Annotated in this window: 15 protein-coding genes and 1 pseudogene; 9 read left to right on the plus strand and 7 right to left on the minus strand. The window is 65.2% G+C overall.

The features are described 5' to 3' along the window. Positions 1–98 precede the first annotated feature (98 nt). A complete protein-coding gene (locus A5634_RS28905; RefSeq protein ID WP_081290263.1) occupies positions 99–449 on the minus strand; it encodes a hypothetical protein in 351 nt (116 codons plus the stop codon). A gap of 186 nt (positions 450–635) precedes the next feature. Between A5634_RS28905 and rbpA the strand changes: the two genes are divergently transcribed. Next, positions 636–971, plus strand: coding sequence for an RNA polymerase-binding protein RbpA (gene rbpA, locus A5634_RS07455; protein WP_036359704.1), 336 nt, complete (start codon positions 636–638; stop codon positions 969–971). Here the strand turns inward: rbpA and A5634_RS30300 are convergent. From A5634_RS30300 to A5634_RS07475, 4 genes and pseudogenes are all read right to left on the minus strand, one after another. Further along, positions 928–1,801: pseudogene (locus tag A5634_RS30300) on the minus strand (polyprenol monophosphomannose synthase); the annotation flags it as partial. The gene rbpA and the pseudogene A5634_RS30300 sit on opposite strands and share 44 nt — an antisense overlap. Then, the gene (gene lnt / locus A5634_RS07465; RefSeq protein ID WP_437339951.1) at positions 1,789–3,465 is read right to left on the minus strand and encodes an apolipoprotein N-acyltransferase; all 1,677 of its coding nucleotides are present in this window, start codon (positions 3,463–3,465) and stop codon (positions 1,789–1,791) included. The pseudogene A5634_RS30300 and the gene lnt, both read right to left, overlap by 13 nt. A gap of 121 nt (positions 3,466–3,586) precedes the next feature. Then, positions 3,587–5,119: an amidohydrolase gene (locus A5634_RS07470; protein WP_081290264.1), complete on the minus strand. Its 1,533-nt coding sequence runs from the start codon at positions 5,117–5,119 to the stop codon at positions 3,587–3,589. An 81-nt stretch (positions 5,120–5,200) separates the two neighbouring features. Then, positions 5,201–5,704, minus strand: coding sequence for an FxsA family protein (locus tag A5634_RS07475; RefSeq protein ID WP_065143423.1), 504 nt, complete (start codon positions 5,702–5,704; stop codon positions 5,201–5,203). Positions 5,705–5,776: 72 nt separating this feature from the next. Between A5634_RS07475 and A5634_RS07480 the strand changes: the two genes are divergently transcribed. Then, positions 5,777–6,472, plus strand: coding sequence for a dienelactone hydrolase family protein (locus tag A5634_RS07480; protein WP_065143424.1), 696 nt, complete (start codon positions 5,777–5,779; stop codon positions 6,470–6,472). A 1-nt stretch (position 6,473) separates the two neighbouring features. On the opposite strand, the gene A5634_RS07485 is transcribed toward A5634_RS07480, so the two are convergent. Continuing rightward, a complete protein-coding gene (locus A5634_RS07485) occupies positions 6,474–6,857 on the minus strand; it encodes a PPOX class F420-dependent oxidoreductase (protein WP_065143425.1) in 384 nt (127 codons plus the stop codon). A 107-nt stretch (positions 6,858–6,964) separates the two neighbouring features. On the opposite strand from A5634_RS07485, the gene A5634_RS07490 reads away from it, so the two are divergent. The 5 genes from A5634_RS07490 (at position 6,965) to A5634_RS07510 (ending at position 11,033) form a co-directional block, all read left to right on the plus strand. Next, positions 6,965–8,167, plus strand: a complete 1,203-nt coding sequence (locus A5634_RS07490; RefSeq protein WP_065143426.1) for a DUF1214 domain-containing protein — start codon at positions 6,965–6,967, stop codon at positions 8,165–8,167. Further along, complete coding sequence (locus A5634_RS07495; RefSeq protein WP_065143427.1) at positions 8,164–9,309, plus strand: sulfotransferase family protein; 1,146 nt, start codon at positions 8,164–8,166, stop codon at positions 9,307–9,309. Before A5634_RS07490 ends, A5634_RS07495 begins: the two co-directional genes overlap by 4 nt. Beyond that, the gene (locus A5634_RS07500; RefSeq protein WP_065143428.1) at positions 9,296–9,934 is read left to right on the plus strand and encodes a TetR/AcrR family transcriptional regulator; all 639 of its coding nucleotides are present in this window, start codon (positions 9,296–9,298) and stop codon (positions 9,932–9,934) included. Before A5634_RS07495 ends, A5634_RS07500 begins: the two co-directional genes overlap by 14 nt. 10 nt (positions 9,935–9,944) lie before the next feature. Continuing rightward, a complete protein-coding gene (locus tag A5634_RS07505; RefSeq protein ID WP_065143429.1) occupies positions 9,945–10,748 on the plus strand; it encodes an SDR family NAD(P)-dependent oxidoreductase in 804 nt (267 codons plus the stop codon). Positions 10,749–10,832: 84 nt separating this feature from the next. Further along, positions 10,833–11,033 (plus strand): hypothetical protein, encoded by a 201-nt coding sequence (locus A5634_RS07510; protein ID WP_065143430.1) that lies wholly within the window; start codon positions 10,833–10,835, stop codon positions 11,031–11,033. A gap of 2 nt (positions 11,034–11,035) precedes the next feature. Here the strand turns inward: A5634_RS07510 and A5634_RS07515 are convergent, their stop codons facing one another. Continuing rightward, on the minus strand, positions 11,036–12,532 hold the full coding sequence (locus A5634_RS07515) for a molybdopterin-dependent oxidoreductase (RefSeq protein ID WP_065143431.1): 1,497 nt from the start codon (positions 12,530–12,532) through the stop codon (positions 11,036–11,038). An 83-nt stretch (positions 12,533–12,615) separates the two neighbouring features. Here A5634_RS07515 and A5634_RS07520 point away from each other — a divergent pair, with 83 nt between their 5' ends. Together A5634_RS07520 and A5634_RS07525 are read left to right on the plus strand one after the other, a co-directional pair. Further along, entirely contained in the window at positions 12,616–13,443 is an 828-nt protein-coding gene (locus A5634_RS07520; protein ID WP_065143432.1) for an SDR family oxidoreductase, read from the plus strand. Then, a complete protein-coding gene (locus tag A5634_RS07525) occupies positions 13,440–14,327 on the plus strand; it encodes an oxygenase MpaB family protein (protein WP_065143433.1) in 888 nt (295 codons plus the stop codon). The genes A5634_RS07520 and A5634_RS07525 overlap by 4 nt, the downstream gene beginning before the upstream one ends. The last annotated feature ends 68 nt before the right edge of the window (positions 14,328–14,395 follow it).

A 14,395-nucleotide genomic window follows, 5' to 3' on the forward strand; every position in this document is an offset into this window, starting at 1 on the left:
TGAGTATCGCCAACTCCGGCAGGATTTCAAAAACGTCCGATACTCCCAGCTATGGCGCGACTGTACCGTTCCGCGAGGTATCGCGTCGCGAAGCCGGCTCAAACGCCGACGCGCCGCCAACCGTCGGCGGCCTGGGCCGCGCGCAGCAATTCATCGCACAAATCACGCAATTCGGCGGCGGCCGCGCCTTCCTCGAGCGCGGTTGCGACATCTTCTGCGGCGCATCGGACCTGGTAGACGCGATCAGAGAGATCGGCGGCCTCGTCGGCCGACAACACCACGGCATCGGCCGGCACGGCGGCCGCATCACCGCGGGAGATCATGGCCCGCTGCTCGTAGGCCCGCTGCCGACACGACTGGCGGCAGTACTGCCGACGGCGACCCATCCCGACGTCGGTCACATCACGACCGCACCAGCGGCACGGCTGAGGCCGAAGGCGACGACTCACGACTGCAGACTTTAGTCCGATCCGCGCCGAGATCCCGGTATCATCTATGTTCGCGGATCGTCGCGTCGTCGCGTCGCGCATAAACCAAGAACACCGGGAACTTGAGCAAATGGTCTTAACGTTTGCTTAGAGAGATTTCAGATACGGGAGCACCACAAGCTCACCGGACCCAAAGGAGCAGCACCAATGGCTGATCGTGTCCTGCGAGGCAGTCGCCTCGGCGCCGTGAGCTATGAGACCGACCGCAACCACGACCTCGCGCCGCGCCAAATCGCCCGCTACCGCACCGAAAACGGCGAGGAATTCGAAGTCCCGTTCGCCGACGACGCCGAAATCCCCGGCACCTGGCTGTGCCGCAACGGCATGGAAGGCACCCTGATCGAGGGCGATCTGCCGGAGCCGAAGAAGGTAAAGCCGCCGCGTACCCACTGGGACATGCTGCTGGAGCGCCGCTCGGTCGAAGAACTCGAAGAGTTGCTCAAGGAGCGCCTCGACCTGATTCGGTCGCGTCGCCGCGGCTAGGCGCGCGGCTAGGTGTGGGCGCGCGCGCCCGCGCTCTTGCCTTTGCGGCGCTCCAATCGGCCCCGCACGCCCCATCGGGTCACCTTGACCAGCGCCTCGCTGATGTTGGATCCACTCATCTTGGAGACACCGATCTCGCGCTCGGTGAAGGTGATCGGCACCTCGACCACGACGAACCCGGCGTTGACGCTGCGCCAGCTCATCTCGATCTGGAAGCAGTAACCCTTGGAGTCGACACTGTCCAGGTCGATCGTCTCGAGCACTTCGCGGCGGTAGGCGCGATACCCGGCGGTGATGTCGTGCACGCCGATACCAAGCGCCAGCCGGGAATAGGTGTTGGCCGTCTTGGACAGGGCGAGGCGCCGCCACGGCCAGTTCCGCACGGTCCCGCCGTGTACGTAGCGGGACCCGATCGCCAGGTCGGCTCCGGCGTCGACCGCTTCCAAGAGACGGTAGAGCTGTTCGGGCGCGTGGCTTCCGTCGGCATCCATCTCGACCAGGACCAGGTAACCGCGGCCCAGTCCCCAGGCAAAACCTTCCAGATACGCCGCACCAAGGCCGTTCTTGGCGGTGCGATGCAACACGTGCGTGCGACCCACGTCTGCGGCGGCCAGCTCGTCGGCGAGCTGCCCGGTGCCGTCCGGGCTGTTGTCGTCGACAACGAGGATATGAACGTGTGGGCAGGCGTCTGTCACCCGACGATGGATCAACGGCAGGTTCTCCCGCTCGTTGTAGGTCGGGATGATCACCAGAACCCGCTGGCTGGGGCTCTGCCCGGGTATGTCGCCCGGAACCTCGGGCACAGGCTGGCCGGTGGTCATGTAGCTCCTTCACTTGGCCCGCTCTGGGCCCCACTTTCAGCGTTTTTCGGGTTCGGGATCGCGCTTTCAGCTTCCGGGGCGTCCGATTCAGCTGACACCGACCGCCGAGGCCACATTGCACGACGGGAACGCAGAAACCAGCGCGAGAAACCATCATTGTGCCGTATCGCGGCCAAAATCAACGCTCCAGCCGCTCCGACCAGCACCCACTGCAGGATCTGAGCCCAGCGCGTTGCTGGTGTCAGCGTGGTTTTCAGGCGCACCTGGGTGTCGATGTAGTCCGGCTCGAAGAACTCGGTGCGCTTGAGTTCGCGGCCGTCCGGGGCGATGACGGCGCTGACCCCGGTGGTCCCGGCGACCAGGACGTAGCGGTCGTGCTCGACGGCCCGCACCTTGGCGAAGGCCAGCTGCTGCTCACTCATGGTCTTGGTGAAGGTGGCGTTGTTGCTGGGCACGGTCAGCAACTGGGCGCCGTTTCGGACCGAGTTCCGCGGTGCGCGGTCGAAGACCACTTCCCAACACGTGGCGACCCCGACCGTTACCCCCGCGATGCGCACGGTTCCGGTTCCGGCGACGGGCACGAAATGGCCGGCGCGGTCGGCGTACCCGGACAGGTGCCGAAAAAGCCACGGCATCGGCAAATATTCGCCGAACGGCTGGACGATCGCCTTGTCGTGCCGCTCGCCGGGCCCGCTGCCGGGGTTCCAGACGACCATCGTGTTGGTGTATTCCGGCGTGGCTTTCATGCGGCCAGGAACCGGCAGCAACGTTCCGACCAGGATCGGCGCCCCGATCGCGTCGGCCGCCTTGGAGATCTCCTGGTAGGCGTCGGCGTTGAGGAACGGGTCGATGTCCGACGAGTTCTCGGGCCAGATGACGAACCGGGGTTGCGGGGCCGTCCCGGCGCGCACTTCCTCGGCCAACCGCAGTGTCTGGCTGACGTGGTTATCCAATACCGCGCGGCGCTGTGCGTTGAAGTCGAAACCCAGCCGTGGCACATTGCCCTGCACGATGGCGACGTTGATGGCGGGTTCGCCGCCCGACCCGGCACCTGAGTGCCGCACCTGCGGCCAGACCAAGATGGCGGCCAATAACACCAGGCAGATGCTGAGGCCCGGCAACATCACCGCCGGGGGCCGGGCGTTGCGGGTCGGGGCCTTGACCCAACGCGCGATCTCCAGGGCGATCGCGGTCAGGCTGGCGCCGATCAGCACGACCGACGAGGACAGCAACGGAACACCGCCGAGCTGCGCCAACGGTAGTAGCGGGCCCTCTGCCTGACCGAACGCGAGCGATCCCCAGGGGAATCCGTCGAAGGGAAAAATCGATTTAAAGTACTCCTGGGCCCCCCAGAGCACAGCGAACCATATCGGCCAGCCCGGCAGTTGCCGCACCACCACCGCGCACAGGCCGAAAACGCCCGGGAAGCACGCCGACGCCGTAGCCAGCACCAGCCAGGGCATGTCGCCGACATATGTGCCGATCCACGGCAGCAGCGGCACGTAGAACGTCACACCGAAAAGGAATCCGTAGCCCAACCCGCCAGCGGCGGTGGTGGCCGGATGGATCAGCACCCAGGTCAACATCGCGATCGCGACGAACGCCGCCCACCACCAGTTCAGCGACGGGAAGCTGGCGAACATCAGCCCGCCTGCCACCAGCGAGACCGCCATTCTGGTCACCCGCGGCCGTAGCGCTGCCCAGAGCGTCGGCAGCCGCCGCGGCCGGGCTTCCGGCAAATCCGGGGGGTCTTCTGCCAGCAAATCCTCCGAGCTTTGCTCAGCGGCTGTCTCGTCAGCCATGGATGACCGCACCCCGATGAACGGTTTGGCGGCAGCGCGGCAACGGATCGTTCTCCCCCAGTCGGGGCAGCGCCGCTACCCGGGCCCGCGGATCAGTCGACCAACGCTGGACGGCGTCGCGGGGCGCGCTGACATCGAGCACGCCGGCATCCCACACCGCATACGATGCGGGCGCGCCCGGGACCAAAGTGCCGGCGATACCGTCGCGGACGCCGCTGGCCCGCCACCCGCCGCGGGTTGCGGCAGCGAACGCCGCGCGCGCCGAAACCCCGCTGCCCGGAGTGCGGTGGTTGATCGCCGCGCGCACGCTCGTCCACGGTTCGAAGTCGGTGACAGGCGCGTCGGAACCGAAGGCGAGGGGCACGCCTTGGGATGCTAACAGCGCCAACGGGTTGAGCCGGCAGGCTCGCTCCGGACCGAGCCGCTGGGCGTACATGCCGTCGTCGCCGCCCCACAGCGCATCGAAATTGGGCTGCACGCTGGCGATAACGCCCCACGAGCCCAGCTTGGCGGCCTGCTCGGGGCTGACCATCTCCAGATGCTCCAAACGGTGGCCGCAGCGAGCGACCGCGGCGATGCCAAGGTCGTCGACGACTCGCTCGAGGGCATCGACCACAGTCGAGACCGCGGCATCGCCGATGACGTGAAACCCGGCCGCCACTTCGGCCTGGCTGCAGGCCCGCAGGTGCGCTTCGACGGCGCCGGGGTCGACGTGGCGGGCGCCGGTGCAGCCGGGCGCGTCTGCGTACGGTTCGTGCAGCCACGCGGTGCGCGAGCCCAGTGACCCGTCGACGAACAGGTCACCGGCCAAGCCGCGGGCGCCGGTCTCGGCTATCAGCGTGCGGGCACGCGCCGGCGTGGTCACCGCCTCACCCCAGTAGCCGATCACCTCGACACCCTGGTCCAGGCCAGCCAGGTGCAGCCAGTCGTCCAGACCGCCGATCTCCGGGCCGGCGCATTCGTGCACGGCAACGATTCCGGCCGCGGCCAGCGCCTGCAGCGCGGCCACGCGAGCCTCAGTGAGTTGCGCTTCGGTCAGCAGGCTACGAGCCACTGCCCGGGCCCGGTGATGGGCATCCTCAGCTAGCGGCCGCTGTGCGTCGAACCCGGCGGCACCGGCGAGGTCGGGCACGAGCCGTCGTAAACCGGAGGACGCCAGGGCAGAGTGCACGTCGACCCGAGCCAGGTAAGCCGGACGATCGCCGAGCACCGCGTCCAGATCGGCAGTGCTGGGCGCGGTGTTCTCCGGCCACGCCGACTCGTCCCAACCGTGACCCCACACCGGCCGTCCCGGATGCGCGGCCGCGTAATCGGCGACCAGCCGCACACATTGGGCCCGCGAGGTGGCTGGACGCAAATCCAGGCCACTGATCGCCAATCCGGTTGCGCTCAGGTGGATGTGGCTGTCGACAAATCCCGGCGCTACGAATGCGCCGTCGAGATCCTGCATCACGGCGTCCGGAAATTGGTTGCGGCCCACGTCATCGCTGCCCAGCCATGCCACGACGTTCCCGCGGATCGCCATCGCGGTGGCGTCAGGGTGGCTGGGGCTGTGTATTCGCCCGTTGACCAGCAGCGTGGTGTGGGTCTGCGTCACAGGGAGAAACTAGATGGTGCCCGACGCCTTGCGGATGGGCGCCTCATAGGCGACCGGGGTGCCGTGCAGCACCGCCGGTTCGCCGTCGATGACGTCGATCACCTCGCCGTCGATGTAGTCCCGGCCGTCGATGTAGTCCCGGTCGTCGATGTGGTCCCTCGCGCCGCGCAGCGCGATGGCGGTGAGGCCGGGGCGCGCGACGGCCCGGATCGGTGGCACCAGCAGCAACAGGCCCAGCGCGGTGGTGACCAGACCGGGTATGACGACCATCCCGGTCGCCAGTGCGGTCAACGCACCGTCGCTCAATGCGGCGCGCGGTTCTTGCGCGCCGGACCGCAGCTGGGCGAATTGGCGGCTGAGCTGCAGCCCGCCCATGGGAGCTCCGAGGCCTACACCCAGCACGAACGTGCCCAGGAGCAACAATGCCGTCCAACCGACGCCGATCGCCGCCGCCAGCCCGACAGTCACCATGAGCTCGACGACGGCATAGATGAGAAAGAGCCGTCCAACCATGACAGGCCAACGATTGCGGTGCGTGCCGGAGTTCCACGCGCAGTCGCGGCGCGGCTGCAGTTAGATGACACTATGACCACGATTGAGATCGACACCCCCGCCGGAGCGATCGATGCGCTGCTGAACGTACCGGCTGGAGAAGGCCCCTGGCCAGGTGTGGTGATCGTGCACGACGCGATCGGTTATGGCCCGGACAACGAGTCGATGTCGCAGCGAATCGCCCGAGCGGGTTACGTCGCGCTCACGCCGAACATGTACGCGCGGGGTGGCCGGGCACGATGCATCACCCGGGTGATGCGCGACGTGCTGACCAAACACGGGCCGGCCATCGATGACGTGCTGGCCGCGCGGGATCATCTGCTGTCCATGCCCGAATGCTCCGGACGGGTCGGGATCGTCGGCTTCTGCATGGGCGGACAATTCGCACTCGTGCTGTCCCCCAAAGGTTTTGGTGCATCTGCACCGTTCTACGGCACCCCGCTGCCACGCAAGCTCGAGGAAACCCTCGACGGCGCGTGCCCCATCGTCGCGAGCTTCGGCAACCGCGATCCGCTAGGAGTGGGTGCGGCCAAGCGACTGCGCAAAGTGACCGAGGCCAAGGACATCACCGCAGACATCAAGTCCTACCCGGGCGCCGGGCACAGCTTCGCCAACAAACTGCCCGGTCAACCGTTGTTGCGCATCACCGGATTCGGCTACGACGAGACGGCAACCGAAGACGCATGGCAACGGGTGTTCGCCTTCTTCGGCGAGCACCTGGCGTCCTGACTTATCCAGCCACCCTGAGTTCGAGTCCGATGTTGTTTTCCATGCCGCCGCGCCGCTTGCTGAAGATGTTGAAGACCTTCCCGACAATGCCGTAGCGCTTGCCGATCGCGTCGTAGACCATGGCGTTTTGCGACTTGTCCAAGATGGCCGCGGTGCCTTCGACGGCTTCGCTCTTAGGGCGGCCACGCACGTCGCAGACGGCCAGCGTCACCCGCGGCGTATTGCGAATTCGCTTGACCTTCCACGACTTTCCTTCGGTGATGACCAGCAGGCGATCGCCGTCGGCCGCGGCCCAGATCGGCACGGGCTTGGGCCGCCCGTCTTTAGTGAAGGTGGTGAGCAAGAGGTATCTCGCTTTGGCCAGATCGGCGAACGTTGGTGTCACGGTTGTCAGGCTAACGCTCCGGAACTGTCGTTGACATTCCCGGCGACTTGCTGCGATAGTCAGGGCTGCATTAAGTGAAAACGATATTTTCATTTAAGGAGGCGCGGGTGGCCTGGCTGCCGTTCTCGATAGCCGAGGCCGCGCTGTCGGAATCCGACGAAACACCCAGCCTGGCGCAGGCATGGTCGCACCTCCTGCAGCGGCTCGGTGGCGCGGCTGACAGGGTGGAATCCGATCCGGCCAGCCGGAATCGGGCTGATCTCGCCGCAGGTATGCGTCACCTGCTGGTCCTGCTCGCCGCCGGCGTCGACGAGGTGTTGCGCTTCGACCCGGATCCGGTGTTGCGGGTGCAACCCACCAGCACCGATGACGTCTTGACCTGGGGCATGGAATGTCCGGATTGCATCTACACGCGGGCCGTGCTGCGCGGCGGCGAGAGTTATCGCCTGTCCGGAAGCCGCGGCACCGCGCGCTATGTCGGACTGCAAACCATGAACGGCATCGCGGCCACTTCGAACGTTCTGGTCGACGAACTCGACGTGGATGCCGACGGCAATTTCGAGGTAATCCTGTCCGCGGATGAGCGCTCCGGCAACTGGATGCGCATCGAGGGTGACCATCCCACTTTCACGGTGCGACACTTCTTCTACGACTGGGACACCGAAGTGGCGTCGTCGCTTCGTATCGAGCGGCTCGGTGATCCGGTCTCGGCAGGCGCCTCGGCCCGAGACGCCGGAACCGCTTTGTCGCGGCAACTCGTGGCGCTCGGCGACTTCGTACAGGAGAACCTGGCCTTCTTTCTGCAGTTCGGCGAGGCCGCACCTGTCAATGGCTTTCTGCCGCCGATCGATCGCAGCGACATGGGTGCGGCCGCGGAGAACAGACCGGTGATCGGGCGCTGGGAACTCGAACCCGGCGAGGCGTTGATCGTGGAAGTCGAACCGCCCGAAGGCATTTATTGGAGTTTTTCGATCGGCAACCCGTGGTGGGAGACCATTCACTATGGTCGCCACCAGTCCAGCCTGAATGCCCATCAGGCCGTGGTGGATTCGGACGGCAGAGTGCGGGTGGTGCTTTGCGCCGAAGACCCCGGAGTCGCTAACTGGCTCGATACCGCGGGGCACAGCAACGGCCCGATCATCCTGCGCTGTGTGCGCACCACGACAGCGCCGACACCGACCACGAGGGTGGTGCCGATCGGCGACGTCTCGGCCGAGTTACCCCCCGACACCGCGCGAGTCACCCCCGCCGAGCGGGCAGCCACCTTGGCGGCGCGGCGCACCGCCGTGCGCGAAAGGTTTGGTCGATGACGTTCAATGCCGATGAGCTAATGGAGGGAGCCTGCGCCGCAACGGGTCTCGACGATTTCGGGTCGTCCTACTATCGCGAGGGCCTGGAACGCATCGTTGATGCTTTGAACACCGCCGCCGACCTGAACGAACTGGGCCGCGTCATCCAGCACGCCACCATCAGCAACGCGTTGATCCAGCGTCTTAAGGTCGAGCACACCTATGCCCAACACCCCGAGATCGACGACGAGGTGGTCGGCGGGCCGGTGTTTGTGATCGGTCTACCACGAACCGGCACCACCGCGCTGAGTCAGCTGGTGGCGGCCGATCCCCAGTTCCGGTCGTTGCGGATGTGGGAATCCCAAGCCCCGGTGCCGCCACCGGAATCAGCCACCCAGCATGACGATCCGCGCATCGCACAGGCCGAGGCAGGCCTGAAAATGCTGGATGACATGTTCCCGTTGATGAAAACGCTCTACAACTCCGAGGCCACGGCGCCGACGGAATGCCAGGACCTGATGGGCATGAGCTTTCGAACGTTTCATTTCGACGGCGCCGTGCGCGCACCGGCGTATCTGGACTGGCTGATGAATTGCGATATGCGCGAGACGTACATCTATCACCGCCGGGTTCTCAAACTGCTCCAGTGGCATTGCCCGCCCAGTCTGTGGCATCTCAAGACCCCGGTGCATATCTTCGCGCTCGATGCCCTCGTCGAGGCCTACCCGAACGCTAAATTCCTATGGAGCCACCGTGATCCGGCCAAAGTAATGGGGTCGGTGTGCAGTCTGATCCGATACGTGCGCAGCTGGAGCAGTGACCGCGACGACCCGGTCGAGCTGGGCGCCGAACAAGTCGACAGCTGGACCGAAGGGGTGCGGCGGGCGATGGACTTTCGCAGGCGGATGGGTGACGACCGATTCGTTGACGTCTCGTTCGCCGACCTGCAGGCTGAGCCAGTTGCCACCCTGCAATCCAGTTACGACACACTCGGTTTGGCTTTCACCGACGCCACGCTGAATTCGGTGCGGAATTGGGCCGACCAGCACAAGCCAGGCTCACGCGGCGCACACGACTACGACCTGGCCGACTTCGGACTCACCCCCGAGGGCGTCCGCGAGCGGTTCGCCGACTACCTCGCGACCTACGATGCGACAGCCTGACCAAGAAGGCGTTTCTCGCACGCGGCGGCGCAACAAGTTGGCCCCGGATCCGGAGATTCGTCGCGAAATCCTCGCTGCCGCAGCCGCGGCGCTGCAGGAGCAGGGAGTGGCGGGGCTGAGCGTCGCCGCGGTCTTGGAACAAGCCGGACTGAGCACACGTGCGTTCTATCGGCATTTCGGTTCGAAGGACGAGCTGTTGGCCGCGGTCTTCCTGACGGCGGCGCGCGCCGAGACGCAACGGCTACGACGCCGGATGACCGCGGCGCCAACAGATGTGGAGGCCGTGGAGGCATGGATCGACGCCCGACTCGACTTGGCGTTCGACGACAGCGTCCGATCCGATCTGCGCCGGCTGTCACTGCAGGCGCAATCCCAAGCGTTGGCCGCCCCTAACTTGATTCAGCCCGCATACGCCGAAATGTTGTTGCCGCTGCGCGAGGCACTCGAGCGCGGCGTGGCGCACGGCGTATTCCGCGGCGTCGACCCAGAGCACGACGCGCGATTCATCCATGGCGTGGTGTGGGCCGGCATCGACCGGCACTGGACGACGGGTGACTCGGACCGCTCGGGTTTGCGTGAGCACATTCTGCGGTTTTGCTTGCAGGCGTTAGGCGTTGAACGGTAGAGGAGACTTCATGGATCTGGGATTTACCGAATCGACCGCGGTGGTCACCGGCGGCAGTAAGGGGATGGGGCTGGCCATCGCGCAGACCCTCGCGGCCGAGGGCGCCAGCGTCGCGGTGATGGCGCGTGGCCAAGCGGCGCTGGATGCCGCCGTGACGGGATTACGCGAAGCCGGCGCGCCGGATGCCGTGGGGATCAGCGTCGACATGGCCGATGCCGAGTCGATCGATGCCGGCTTTTCTGCGATAGCCGAGCGGTGGGGACGACTGAACTGCCTGGTGCACACCATCGGACCGGGCGACGGCTACTTCGAGCAGATGAACGACGCGGAGTGGGACGCGGCGTTCACGCTCGGCACCATGTCGGCGGTGCGATCGATCCGTGCCGCGCTGCCCCTGCTGCGCGCCGCGGATTGGGCCCGCATTGTGACCCTGTCGGCGCACTCCATTCAACGTCAGAATCCCCGGATCGTCGCCTACACGGCGTCCAAGGCGGCGTTGGCCAGCGTCACCAAAAACCTGTCCAAAAGCCTTGCCAAAGACGACATTCTGGTCAATTGTGTGTGTCCCGGCACCATCGTGACGGCCAGCTTCACCGAGGTGCTCAAAGACATCCTCGCCGCGGACGGTTTGGATGCCACCGACCCGCGCGACGTTATGAGCTGGATCGACAACAACTTTCACCAGCCGTGTGATCTCGGTCGCGCGGGACTGCCCGAGGAGGTCGCTTCCCTCACCGCCTACCTGGTATCCCGGCGCAACGGCTACGTCACTGGCGCGACGGTGAACGTCGACGGCGGCTCAGACTTCATCTGACACCGTCGCTCTCATCTTCCGAAGGTCGGCTCGGCCACTCCTCATTCGTACCGCCGCGTCGAATCGGCACGTAAGGTTGCCGGTATGAACAGGGGTTTCGTCGTCACTTTCGCGGTCGGGTTGATCATTGCGTTGTTCGGGTTGATTTGGGCACTGCAGGGATTTGGGGTCCTCGGCGGTAGCCCGATGAGCAACACCACGACCTGGTCGATCATCGGTCCGATCACATCCTTGATCGGAGTGGTGATTGCCGTGATCAGTTGGCGGAAACTAACTTCCAAATAGCGTCAAGCTTCTACGACAGTGAAGTTCACCGTGTGCCAGCCGGTAGCGCCATCGGGAACGGGATTAGCCTTCTCCTCCGTCTGCACAGCTCCGGTGTTGTCGATGGCACGGACGGTAATAGTTTGTCTCCCAGGGGTTTTCGCCTGCCAAGGCAAACTCCACAACCGCCACGTCTCATTGGAATAGCTGGCTCCCAGCTGAGCAGGCTGCCATTCGCCGTCGCCAATCCGAACATCCACGGCCCGCACGCCACGGTTCTGCGCCCACGCGACACCGCCGAACACCACGTGCCCCATCGGGACTTTTTGACCGCTTCTCGGCACGTCGATACGCGACTCGGTCTTGATCGGCGCCCGTGCCGCCCAGCCCTGACGCGTCCAGTACGCCTTGGCTTTGTCGAACCGGGTCAGCTCCAAGTCGACGACCCATTTGGTGGCCGACACGTAGCCGTAGAGTCCGGGCACCACCAATCGCGCCGGGTAGCCATGCTCGACCGGTAGGGGCTGGCCGTTGAGGCCGACCGCCAGCAGCGCTTGGCGACCATCCGTAAGAGTCTCAACCGGTGTGCCCGCGGTGAATCCGTCGATCGAGGTCGAGAGCACCATATCGGCGTCCTTGTGCACACCGGCCGCCGCGAGCAGATCAGACACACGGTAACCCGTCCAAACTCCCGTCGAAATCAAGTTGCCGCCAACGGGATTCGATACGCAGGTCAGTGTCGTCACCGACTCGACGACGTCGAACTTGGTGAGGTCGTCGAAGCTGTAGGTAATTTCACGATCCACCATGCCGTGGATGCGCAGCCGCCAGTCGCCGTGGCTGAGTTGCGGAACACTAAGCGCTGTGTCGATCCGGTAGAACTCGGTGTTCGGTGTGATGAAGCTTGGCAGCGCAACGCCTTTCGGTTGCACATCGGCGGGTATGGGAGGTACCGCGAACCGTGGCCGGGGCAGGACGAAGGCCTTGCGGTCGGCAGTTACCGAATGGGCCAGCCGCGCTACAACGCTACCTGCCACGCCGGTGACGACCCCAAATCCGATTAAGCCCAACATGACCAGCTTGCGTCGGCCAGTGTCCGGGTGGTCCTCGTTGTCCGGCGGATGGGCCGGCGTAAGCACCCGCAGGACCGCTACGCCGCACACGGCGCCAACCACCGTGGGAATGGTGTCGAGTGCTGTCGCAGACTGCCGCGACAGCACGGCCGCACAGCCGAGGACACCCATCGCCGCGATCGCGGCGCTGCCGAGCGGACGGCGTCGAGTTTCGAGGGTTCCGGCGATCGCCGCGATAGTGGCAATCGCTATGAGCACGACCACGGCCAAAAATGGTTTGTCCAGCGTGCCGAGGGTTTGGATGGCCCACTCTTTGATCGGTCCGGGGGTGAGGTCGATGACCGCAGCGCCGACCGCGGTGCGCGCATCCGCCCGCCCACCGATCGGGATGCTGAGCAACTGGGCGACACCAAGCGCGATGGCGGCAGCCGCAACCCCGGCGATCATCCGGTCATTAGACGAGGTAGACGCCACCGCAGTTACTCTACGACTGCCAACGCACCGCTGGCGACACGCGATACCGTGTAGCGGTGACATCTTCGGTTGCCGGAAAAGTTGTAGCCATTACCGGCGGCGCACGCGGAATTGGTCTGGCCATTGCGACCGACCTGCACCGCTTGGGCGCCAAGGTCGCCATCGGAGACATCGACGAGGCCACTGCCAAGGAGTCCGGTGACCGGTTGGGTCTGGCGCTGGCCACTCGCTTGGACGTGACGGATCGCCCGTCGTTCACGGGGTTTCTCGACACCGTCGAAGACAAGTTGGGGCCGCTGGACGTCCTGGTCAACAACGCCGGCTTGATCGCGGTGGGAAGCGCGGTTGACGAACCAGACGACGTCACGCAGCGCCTGTTCGACGTCAACGTGCACGGGGTCATCCTGGGCACCAAATTGGCGACGCAACGGATGCTGCCGCGCCGGCGCGGTCACGTCATCAATATCGGGTCGCTGGGCAGTGTGCTTCCTACCGAGGGCATCGCAACCTATTGCGCCACAAAACATGCCGTGCTCGGATACACCGATGCCGTCCGTATGGAGAACCACGGCAGCGGTGTGCATTTTTCGGTGATCATGCCGACTCTGACGAATACCGAAATGATTGCCGGTGTCGGGCACGCCAAGGGTTTCAAGAATGCCGAGCCCAGCGATGTGGCGCGGGCCGTGGTCGGAGTGATCGCCAAACCGGAGTCACACGTGGCGGTCCCGCGTTCGCTCGGTCGTACGGTGTGGGCGCAGCGCCTATTGCCGCAAAGCGTGGCGGAGGCGTTCGCACGCGTCTTGGGTACCGGGCGGGTGTTCACCTCGGACCTGGAACGCGAAAAACGCGAGGCTTACGCGCGACGCACCGGGACGTCATGAGCGAACGCATCGAGTTGGGCCCGCGGTCGTTGCTGTGGCGCTGGGCAGGCGACATGCGGATTGCGTTCGAAGGCGGCACAGCGGGACTGATGCAGACGATGCATCCCGCGATCGGCCAGGGACTCATCGACCATTCGAACTTCTTCGATGATCCCGTCGACCGCGTATTCCGTTCGCTGCCAGGCATTCTCGGCACGATCTACGACGGTCCCGAGGCGGAGGACACGGGTATCAAGGTGCGTGATTTCCATCGCGACATCAAGGGGGAACTACCCGACGGGGAGCGCTATCACGCCTTGAAACCTGAGACGTATTGGTGGGCACATGCCACCTTTCAGGTGATGGTGCACCGACTCGCCGAGCATTGGGATGTGCATCGACTCACTAACCGCGAGCGCGAACAGCTTTATCTGGAGGGCTGTGAATGGTATCGCCGGTACGGGATGTCGGACTCGCTGCTGCCGCCAACGCTGGCCGAGTTCAATCGGGAGTACGAGCGCTGCTGCGCCGAAGTGCTGCAACCTAATGCCGCGTCGGACTTTCTGATCGAGTTCATCCAGCGCACCGCAATTCCCGACATGAGCGCGTCACCGGATTACCCGAGCACTCCCCTGCTGCGTCCGATCATGGACGCGCTGCTGCCGACGATGCCGGTTCGCACCGCGTTGGCGCCACCGATGCGCCTGGTAATTTTCGGGGGTCTGCCGCCAATTGTTCGGGAACGCTTCGGGATTGGGTGGTCCGGCGTCGACGAGGCCAGTTATCTTGCGGTGCGCACGGCCATCAAGCAGGGCTGGCGGGCGATACCCGCGGCGCTGAAATGGCACGACGCGGCGCGCAAGGGCTGGAAGCGCGAGTTGGGCAGCGTGCCGCGCCGGGTTTAGGTCCGTGATTATTCACAGTCGGGAGTTTGTCCACAGGCGCGGCTTCGCGGGTGGGTGTTGTCAGACCT

This window comes from Mycobacterium asiaticum (assembly GCF_001673365.1).
GTDB classification, from domain to species: domain Bacteria; phylum Actinomycetota; class Actinomycetes; order Mycobacteriales; family Mycobacteriaceae; genus Mycobacterium; species Mycobacterium asiaticum_A.